Source organism: Serratia sp. AKBS12, from assembly GCF_024793895.1.
Classification (GTDB): Bacteria; Pseudomonadota; Gammaproteobacteria; order Enterobacterales; family Enterobacteriaceae; genus Serratia_F.
In genome coordinates this window covers 1-7,396 of sequence record NZ_JANUSB010000014.1, presented here as the reverse complement: position 1 = coordinate 7,396, position 7,396 = coordinate 1, and the positions used below count along the sequence as shown (strand labels likewise).

At 52.5% G+C, this 7,396-nt stretch carries 7 protein-coding genes and 1 pseudogene; 4 read left to right on the top strand and 4 right to left on the bottom strand.

The features are described 5' to 3' along the window. Nucleotides 1-37 precede the first annotated feature (37 nt). The 3 genes and pseudogenes from NYE85_RS09900 to NYE85_RS09890 all read right to left on the bottom strand — a co-directional run. Nucleotides 38-517 (bottom strand): gluconokinase, GntK/IdnK-type, encoded by a 480-nt coding sequence (locus NYE85_RS09900; RefSeq protein WP_259004545.1) that lies wholly within the window; start codon nucleotides 515-517, stop codon nucleotides 38-40. Nucleotides 518-690: 173 nt separating this feature from the next. After that, the gene (locus NYE85_RS09895; protein WP_259004544.1) at nucleotides 691-1,731 is read right to left on the bottom strand and encodes a LacI family DNA-binding transcriptional regulator; all 1,041 of its coding nucleotides are present in this window, start codon (nucleotides 1,729-1,731) and stop codon (nucleotides 691-693) included. Nucleotides 1,732-2,056: 325 nt separating this feature from the next. Further along, nucleotides 2,057-2,397 (bottom strand): annotated as a pseudogene (locus NYE85_RS09890) (hypothetical protein); the annotation flags it as partial. A gap of 255 nt (nucleotides 2,398-2,652) precedes the next feature. Between NYE85_RS09890 and NYE85_RS09885 the strand changes: the two are divergent. Then, nucleotides 2,653-3,414, top strand: coding sequence for an NADPH-dependent F420 reductase (locus NYE85_RS09885; protein ID WP_259004542.1), 762 nt, complete (start codon nucleotides 2,653-2,655; stop codon nucleotides 3,412-3,414). A 19-nt stretch (nucleotides 3,415-3,433) separates the two neighbouring features. Beyond that, nucleotides 3,434-4,555 (top strand): Gfo/Idh/MocA family protein, encoded by a 1,122-nt coding sequence (locus NYE85_RS09880; protein ID WP_259004541.1) that lies wholly within the window; start codon nucleotides 3,434-3,436, stop codon nucleotides 4,553-4,555. 4 nt (nucleotides 4,556-4,559) lie between these two features. On the opposite strand, the gene NYE85_RS09875 is transcribed toward NYE85_RS09880, so the two are convergent. Beyond that, the gene (locus NYE85_RS09875) at nucleotides 4,560-5,477 is read right to left on the bottom strand and encodes a LysR family transcriptional regulator (protein WP_259004540.1); all 918 of its coding nucleotides are present in this window, start codon (nucleotides 5,475-5,477) and stop codon (nucleotides 4,560-4,562) included. 99 nt (nucleotides 5,478-5,576) lie between these two features. Between NYE85_RS09875 and NYE85_RS09870 the strand changes: the two genes are divergently transcribed. Then, complete coding sequence (locus NYE85_RS09870) at nucleotides 5,577-6,236, top strand: SDR family oxidoreductase (RefSeq protein WP_259004539.1); 660 nt, start codon at nucleotides 5,577-5,579, stop codon at nucleotides 6,234-6,236. A 66-nt stretch (nucleotides 6,237-6,302) separates the two neighbouring features. Then, nucleotides 6,303-7,396, top strand: a 1,094-nt coding sequence (locus NYE85_RS09865) for an MFS transporter (RefSeq protein ID WP_259004538.1), incomplete at its 3' end; no start/stop codon positions are given.

Sequence of the window (7,396 nt, the reverse complement as noted above, 5' to 3'; positions counted from 1 at the left end):
TTAATAAGAGTTTATAAAATAGTAAATAACTTTTTTGTTAACCCATTTTTTCTATACAATCAGAAATAACCTCATCCAAAGACCTATCAATGTTAATAGTAATAATATCTGATTCGTTGCTATGGGGAAGCTCCAGTGTTTCAAACTGGGACGTTAACATTGATGAACGAAAATAATGGCCTTTACGCTGTTTTAATCGCTTCTCTATTACCTCATAGCTGCCGTTAAGGAATAAAAATCGAATGCCGGGGTTGCCCGCCCGCAATATATCACGGTAACGTTTTTTCAGCGCAGAGCAAATAATCAACGATTGAGGGTTGGTTCTTAACATAGAATAACCCGCGGTATTCAAGGCCTCCAGCCATGGCTCACGGTCGGTATCGTTCAGAGCCTGACCTGCGGCCATTTTATCGACGTTGCTGCGAGGGTGCAGAAAATCTCCGTCAAGATAAGGTATATCGAGCTGCGCTGCCAGGCGACGCGCCACAGCGGATTTCCCGCTCCCCGAAACGCCCATCAATATCCATAGTCGGTGAGTTTGTTCGCATATTGCAGGCTGTGCTGTGCTGTCCTGTAACGTCTGTTGGTTGTTGTTCATTGCGCCTTTCCTCTGAATTTGTGTGATACCCGTCAGGAAGATGCTCCTTGCTCACCATCGATGAAAACCAATTATTTATATAGTGTCTCTGGTTACGCTTCCCGTACGGAATGACGGCAGACTAATGACGGAGGAAAAAGGAACTCTCCCGGCGGCAGCGTTGGATCTTCAATCCTATGGAGCAGCCGCTCTATCATTAATGATGCCATTTTATTTAAGGGTGGATTCACTGAGCTCATAGCCGGCCAGGTTAACCCTGCAAGCGGAATATTATCGATACCGATAACGGATATTTCCCTGGGAATGTCGATACCGGCATCGCGCAACCCTGCAAGCAGACCAATTCCCAGCGCGTCGTTAATGGCGACCACGCCGTCTGGACGGGGAGTGATAGCTAAAATGCGTTTTGCCAGAGCGTACCCCAGGTCGGTCATTTCTGTGTCGCCATATCCACCCAGCGCTTTGCCTTCGACAATGCGATGCAGCCCCGTTAAATTATGATTACGAATTACCGTCTGAAACCCATCGATTTTGTGGCTACGACTCATGCTCAGGCTGGCTTCGGTGGCAAACACAATATTCCGGCAACCGCGTTCAATCAGATGTGAGGCTGCCAAACGCCCGGCTTCGACGTTGTCCATTGAGATACTGTCGAACAGGCTTATATCGTTACCGACATTGTAGGCCAGACGATTGTCATAATTAATAATAACCATGCCCTGCTCGGCGGCTTTAGCAAAGTGCGTTTTACGGATATCGCTGGCGGCAACAATAATACCGCGCACACCGTGGGCGAACATATCCTCAATAAAGGCGCGCTCTTCATCTTCCTGCCGATAGGTATTCCCCAGCAGTACCCGATAACTATGTTCTCTGGCGGCTAAATCGACTTCGCGCGCCAGAGCCGAAAAACTGGGGTTAACAATGGAGGGGACAAGCAGTCCGAACATATGTACTAAGCCAGTTTTAAGCTGCTGCGCTATGCGGTTTGGGTGGTAGTTCAACGCATCCATTGCCTGTTGAATGCGAAGTAGAGTGGAATTGCGCATCTGATCGGTACGGCCATTCAGCACATTGGAAACACTACTTACAGAAACGCCAGCGTAAGAGGCGACATCACGAATATTGGCCATTTTTCGCACCTCCCGATGTTAATGTGCTCAAGATACCAAGGGCATTAAATTCAGCCTGTATCGTTTTAGTGAAGCGTTACATACGAATTTATAGCGGAAAGATCGCCTTCACAAGCTGAGAACGGCGGCATATTGCAACTGGATTGCCTGTTTGTGAAAGCTATCAAACATGTTGTGCGACAGTGACTAAACGTTTAGAAGAATGAGCTGTTTAGTGATGGTGTTTAGAAAAAGAGTGACCCGTTTCCTCATTGTCTGACGCATCGTGGACTTTGTAGACCTCCGCTTTTGGCACAGGGCTGCTGTTGCAGCCCTGACAATCTTCGACTTCAATCGATTCAGAAATCTCTAACGCATCATCGACTTCAATGTCCAGATAACGGACTGTGCTTTCCCGTTTCCTATGGCTCCACAGTAGTTGGATCACCCGGAGATTCTTGGTCTTCTTGTAGATCAGGTAAGGTTTTTTTCTTCTCATGGAATGTGTGCTGTACAGCGAATCGTCGAGGCCAAGCTTTGCTCCCCACCCATGAAAAATACGGTTGTATTGCCGTCGCGCGTCTTACCTTTCAGTTCAAGCCGGATTCGGCTCCCCCAGATATGAGATATCTGAAGTGGTCTTTTTTGGCCGACGATACGGCCTTTGTTCCACGGTGACGTGTTCATGCTCCAATCCCCTGCTATGTGGGAGATTTGAGCATGGTCGTCCCTCATGAGCGAAAAGCGGACATTCCTGATTCGATTCCAGTGAATGTTAAAGCTCCGCTGCGAGCGTATGGAGTGATGTAAATGCCTCGTGGATTCATCGGAGCCTGTGCTACTGATTCATGCAATATTCGCAATAGTTAATTGTTTTTTACCTCTAATATCCTTTTGTATGCAGGTTATACAATCCTGCCGTACATTTTCTGATGAGGATTAATGATGAAACCTATCGGTATTATTGGTGGCGGGATGATTGGCAGTCAGGTTGCGAGACTTGCGGTTTCTGCAGGCCTTAATGTCATTATCAGTAATTCCCGTGGACCGGACTCCCTCAGGGAGCTGACTGATGAGCTCGGACCGCTGTCGCGGGCAACAACCACCTCGGAACTGGCTGCACAAGCCGACATCATCATTGCGGCCATTCCCCTTGTTGCCTACAAGAAGCTCGATGCCGATGAGCTCGCCGGTAAGATCGTGGTGGATACCATGAATTATTATCCGGAACGTGACGGGATTATGCCGGAGATCCGGACCGCTGAGATTGCAAGTAGTGAGCTGGTACAGTCACATCTGCACAATTCTCAGGTCATCCGTGCACTGAATAATATGGACTGGGTTCGTCTCGCCAGCCGTGCCCGGGCGGCTGATTCAACTGAAAGGAGCGCTCTTCCTGTCGCAGGGAACGTGAAATCAGCGAAACGTCAGGTCATATCACTGATCGAGGCGCTGGGTTACGACGCCGTTGACATGGGGCCGCTGTCAGAAAGCTGGCGTAGCGAACCTACTATGCCCGCCTACGTGCTGCCGTATATGGGCGAAATTCCTCGCCAGTTTGATACAGTCAGTGAGAGGGAGTGGTTCATGACTGCGCCCGGCGCACAGGTCTCCGCGCTCTATCTCAGAGACCTGCTGGCCAGAGCCGTACGACATGACAAAATGTTTGGCAGTACGGCCTCCCTTGCCGGTGCGTCGCTGTAAATCACGGGAGTCTGAATCAATGAGTAAAATCAAGGTAGGGATCGTTGGCCTTCAGCCTGGCCGCAGCTGGGCCGCGCTGGCCCATATGCCGGCCCTTCAGCATCTCTCTGACGACTTTGAAATTGCAGGCGTGGCAAACTCAAGCATTGAAAGCTCACGTGTCGCGGCTGCTGCCTGCGGGATCCCGGTCGCTTATGACAGCGTGTCGGATATGGCTACCTCACCGGATATCGATCTCATCGTGGTGACCGTCAAAGTACCGGGTCATTTAAGTGTACTCAAGGAAGTCCTGCAGGCCGGGAAACATGTTTACTGTGAGTGGCCGCTGGGGAAAAATATGCAGGAGGCAGAGACTCTGGCAGCGCTCGCACGCGAAAAAAACGTGCTTGCCGTAACCGGAACCCAGGCCCGGGTGAACCCCGCGATACGTGAGCTCGCGCGTCTTGTCAAAAGTGGTTATGTCGGCACGCTTCGTTCCGTCTCGGTCTCAGGCTGGGGCAGGATTTGGGGCGACCGGATTGAATCGCTCGCAACAGATGAATATCTGCTCAGGCGGGAGAACGGTGCCACCATGCTGACTATACCGTTTGCGCATACCCTGGCGGCTTTTCAGGATGTCCTGGGCGATATTACCAGCGTGTCTTCCATCCTGGAAACGCGCATTCCTCAGGTCTATGCCCCAGAAACGGGCCAGTATGTCAGTATGAATGCTGCTGACCAGATTATCGTGACTGGCTCGCTGATCGGCGGTGCTCCCTTCTCCATCCATTTCCGCGGTGGGGAGCCCAGAGGTACCGAGGGTTTTGTCTGGGATATTCACGGTAGCGAGGGCGACTTACGTATCACAGGAGAAAATGGCATGACCCAGATTATGCCGCTGACGCTGACGGGAGCGCGTGGAGACGATAATACCTTACATCCGTTGCCGGTTCCCGACGATGATACGGTTCCTGCCGGACTGGTAAGCGGGAATGTGGCCCGCATCTACCAGCGGCTTGCGGCGGATCTGCGCAACGGCACACGTACTGCACCGGACTTTGACGATGCGCTGGAACTGCATACCCTGCTGGATATCATCGTTCGAGCCAGCAAGAATGGCGAACGTCTTCCTGTCCCGGTCCATAACCGCGCGCTGCCTTAGTTCCTCAGGCCTTCCGCGCATGCCAGGTACCGGATAGCGCCAGCTGGCTACAGATGGTATCAATAAACACCCGCGTCTTGGCCGGTACCAGGGCGCCGGGGGGCATCAGCACATAAACGCTGACTTCCGCCGCGCTGAGCCACCGGGGCAGCACGCTTTCAAGCGCGCCGTCATCGAGTGCCGGTTTAACCATCCAGTCTGGTAAAAGAGCTATACCGGTTCCCTGGCGTACGGCCATCATCAGCGCTTCACTGGTATTGGTTGTCAGCGGCCCCGTGGGTGTTATCTGCGCGCGTTCCTGTCCGTTCTCAAGCACCCAGTGAGGCCAGTCCGGATGGCTGGTAAACCCCAGGCAGGCATGCTGCTCAAGTTCTTCAGGCCCGGAAGGTATACCATGCTCCTTCAGATATCCCGGGGAGGCAACCAGCTGACTGCGAAACGAACCCAGTTTGCGCCCCGTGAGAGAGCTGTCCCGTATAATACCGACGCGGACAACGGCATCGAAACCCTCTGCCACAATGTCAACCCGCCGATCGAGAAAATGCGCATCCAGTCGTATGTCAGGATACGCCTTCAGAAAGTCCGGAATAACAGGGGCTATGACTTCCCTTCCAAAGGTAACTGGCAGCGAAACCCGCAGCACCCCCTGAGGGGTGGTCGCGAAATCGCCAACTTCCCGACTCGCTGCGCCGATCTCATCCAGTGCGGCCCGCGTACGTTGCAGAAAATATGTTCCGGCCTCTGTCAGAGTCACGCTGCGCGTTGTTCGCACAAGCAAACGTACGCCCAGACTTTTTTCCAGATGGCTTACCCGACGCGATATCACTGAAGCATCTCGACCAAGCCGGTCGCTCGCTCCGGTAAAGCTACCGGCCTCGGCCACGCAGACAAAAGCCGTCAGGTCATCAAAGTCCTCAAACATAATTCATGCACCCCACACAATAATAATTTGCAATTTACCCTGATTATCATTTTATGAGCAAATTATAAAATTGCCTTTCTGACTAAATGAGAGGCAAAAATGATGAAAACATTTCTGAGTATTGGTTCCGGACCGGGGATTGGAATTGCAACTGCCACCCTGTTTGCCCGCGAAGGTTTTCGCGTGGTTTTAACATCACGTAACAAACATTACGTTTCAGAGCAGGTGGAAGCATTACAGGCGGCCGGATTGCAGGCAGAAGGTCGCTACGTCGATGCCAGCGATATCAACAGTATCGATGAGCTTATCCACACGGTGGAATCGCAAACCGGCTCGGTAGATGTGCTGCATTTTAATTCAGCTGCATTGCACGATGGATCGCTTGAAGCCCAGACGGTGGAAGGGTTTATCCAGGATCTAACGGTGAATATTGGTGCTGGTTTTGCTGCTGTCAAAGCCGTCACTCCCGGAATGACTGAACGCGGAGAAGGCACCGTCCTGATAACCGGCGGCATTTTCGCCACCCAGCCCAATGCTGATTATCTGTCCCTGAGCGTCGGCAAGGCCGGTGTGCGGAATCTGACTCACGGCCTGTTTGATCTTCTCAAAGACAGGAATGTTCATATTGCGACGGTTACAGTCGGCACACTTGTTGCTGCAGGTTCGGATGAGTCGCATGCCGTTGCCCGGACATTCTGGAATTTACATGCTGAGCCGCAGGACAGGTGGTCGGCGGAAGCGCAGTATCCGGCAGCCTGAAACGGCTTCTGATTACAGGCCCCACATCAGGGGGCCTGCATTTCTGTTTCTGGCTCAGGAGATAGCATGACCTCATCACACATCGTCTTAACTGCACGACAGACAGCCGTTTTTGCGGCGGCAGCGGCTTTTATGGTCGCCAATATTTATTACTCACAACCGCTGCTGGCCGTGATTGGACAGCAGTTTCATACCCCCTCTTCGGACACGGCTCTCCTGGTAACGTTGACGCAACTGGGTTATGGCCTTGGTGTGTTGTTTCTGGTCCCTCTGGGGGATTTTATTGATCGACGCCGTCTGGCCTCGGTAATGGTGCTTCTGTGTATCACTGCGCTGGCGCTGACTGCTGTCAGCCAGAGCTTCTGGTTTTTCGCTGTCGTTCAGCTGTTTCTGGGGCTGGCATCAAGCGCGACGATGGTCCTGATCCCCTACGTGGCCACGCACACGCCTGAAAAGGAGCGCGGTCAGCGGGTGGGGCAGATGATCACCGGAATGCTCCTGGGAATACTTCTCGCCCGCACGATTTCAGGATTGATCGCCGATGCTCTCAGTTGGAGAGCGATGTACCTGCTTGCGACGGTTGCTGCAGCTACCGTTCTGATTATCGTGAGAAAAATGATGGTGCCAACGGTTATTTCAGGCACAAAAATCGCTTATGCCGGACTGATCGCTTCGATGCTCTCACTGTTAAAAGAACACGAGGCCCTCCGGGTTCGGGCCTTCTACTGCATGATGGGGATGGGGAGCTTCAGCATCCTTTGGACAGGACTTACGCTCTTTCTGTCCGGCGCTCCGTATTATTTTCAGCCTTCAACCATCGGACTTTTTGGCCTAATCGGGGCTGCCGGTGCCACTTCAGCGGGTATTGCGGGCAGAATCAGCGATAAAGGCCACACAGCGGCTTTAACCGTGGGACTTGCTGTTTTACTGCTGCTTTCGTGGGGACTGATGATGGAGGCCCGGGTCTCGCTGCCGTTTCTGACGGGGGGAATACTGATCCTTGATGTTGCCGCGATGGGACTGCAGGTTGTACATCAGTCCGTGATCTACAAACTCAAACCCGAAGCCCAGTCACGCATTACCTCCATCTTTGTTACGTCAGGGTTTATCGGCATGTCACTCGGGTCCGCTCTCAGCAGTCTGGGCTTTCGTCACTGGCA

Excerpts from the sequence above, each read along its gene's own strand:
- NYE85_RS09885 (WP_259004542.1), top strand. The coding sequence starts at position 2,653 with ATGATGAAACCTATCGGTATTATTGGTGGCGGGATGATTGGCAGTCAG.
- NYE85_RS09870 (WP_259004539.1), top strand. The coding sequence starts at position 5,577 with ATGATGAAAACATTTCTGAGTATTGGTTCCGGACCGGGGATTGGAATT.
- NYE85_RS09875 (WP_259004540.1), bottom strand. The coding sequence starts at position 5,477 with ATGTTTGAGGACTTTGATGACCTGACGGCTTTTGTCTGCGTGGCCGAG.
- NYE85_RS09900 (WP_259004545.1), bottom strand. The coding sequence starts at position 517 with ATGGGCGTTTCGGGGAGCGGGAAATCCGCTGTGGCGCGTCGCCTGGCA.
- NYE85_RS09880 (WP_259004541.1), top strand. The coding sequence starts at position 3,434 with ATGAGTAAAATCAAGGTAGGGATCGTTGGCCTTCAGCCTGGCCGCAGC.
- NYE85_RS09895 (WP_259004544.1), bottom strand. The coding sequence starts at position 1,731 with ATGGCCAATATTCGTGATGTCGCCTCTTACGCTGGCGTTTCTGTAAGT.